This is a genomic window from Alcaligenes sp. Marseille-Q7550 (assembly GCF_965112015.1).
Genome location: NZ_CBCOPU010000018.1, coordinates 1 through 1,340, shown reverse-complemented (window position 1 = coordinate 1,340; position 1,340 = coordinate 1). Strand labels below are relative to the sequence as shown.

Genomic DNA, 1,340 nt, shown 5'->3' with positions numbered 1-1,340 from the left:
CGGCTTCGTATTCCTGGTAGTTGCCGTCGAAGAACACGACCTGGGAATCGCCTTCGAAGGCCAGGATGTGCGTGGCGATGCGGTCCAGGAACCAGCGGTCGTGGCTGATCACCATGACGGTGCCGGCGAACTCCAGCAGGGCGTCTTCCAGGGCGCGCAGGGTTTCCACGTCCAGGTCGTTGGATGGTTCGTCCAGCAGCAGCACGTTGCCGCCGGCGATCAGGGTCTTGGCCAGGTGCAGGCGGCCGCGTTCACCGCCGGACAGATTGCCGACGATCTTGTTCTGGTCGGCGCCCTTGAAATTGAAGCGACCCAGGTAGGCGCGCGAAGGCATCTCAAACTTGCCCACAGTCAGCAGGTCGGCGCCGTCGGCGATGGCGTCGAACACGGTCTTTTCATTGGCCAGGGCGTCGCGCGACTGGTCCACATAGGCCAGCTTGACCGTCTGGCCCAGCTTGACCGTACCGGAATCGGGCTGCTCCTTGCCCGCCAGCATGCGGAACAGCGTGGACTTGCCCGCGCCGTTGGGGCCGATGATGCCCACGATGGCGCCGGCCGGCACCTTGAAGCTGAGATTGTCGATCAGCAGGCGATCGCCGTAGCCCTTGCTGACGTTCTCGAATTCGATGACCTCGTTGCCCAGGCGCTCGGCCACGGGAATGAAGATCTCCTGGGTCTCGTTGCGCTTCTGGTATTCGTGCGAAGACAGTTCCTCGAAGCGAGCCAGACGGGCTTTGGCCTTGGCCTGGCGCCCCTTGGGATTCTGGCGCACCCACTCCAGCTCCTTCTTGATGGTGCGCTGGCGGGCGCTCTCGGACGCCTCTTCCTGCTTCAGGCGATCTTCCTTCTGCTCCAGCCAGGAGCTGTAATTGCCCTTCCAGGGAATGCCATGGCCGCGGTCCAGTTCCAGGATCCACTCGGCGGCGTTGTCCAGGAAGTAGCGGTCGTGGGTGACGGCCACCGCGGTGCCGGGGAACTGGCGCAGGAACACTTCCAGCCATTCCACGCTCTCGGCGTCCAGGTGGTTGGTGGGCTCGTCCAGCACCAGCACGTTGGTGGGCTGGGCGAACATGCGCGCCAGCGCCAGGCGGGCGCGCTCCCCGCCCGAGAGGCTGCGCACCGGCGAATGGGCGCGGGCGGCCGGAAAGAGGAAGTCCTCCAGGTAGCTCATGATGTGCTTGCGCTGGCTGCCTATCTCCACCCATTCGCTGCCGGGGCTGATGGTGTCGGCCAGGGTGGCGTTCTCGTCCAGCTGGCTGCGCATCTGGTCGAAATAGCCTATGTTCAGGCGGGTGCCGTGGCGCACCGTGCCTTCGTTCGGTTCCTGCAGGCCCCGCATG

1 protein-coding gene is annotated in these 1,340 nt (G+C 65.0%); it reads right to left on the bottom strand.

All coding sequences use genetic code 11. The annotated features are described in order from the left end of the window. Positions 1–1,340, bottom strand: a 1,340-nt coding sequence (ettA, locus tag ACWPWO_RS18765; RefSeq protein WP_454007886.1) for an energy-dependent translational throttle protein EttA, incomplete at both ends; no start/stop codon positions are given.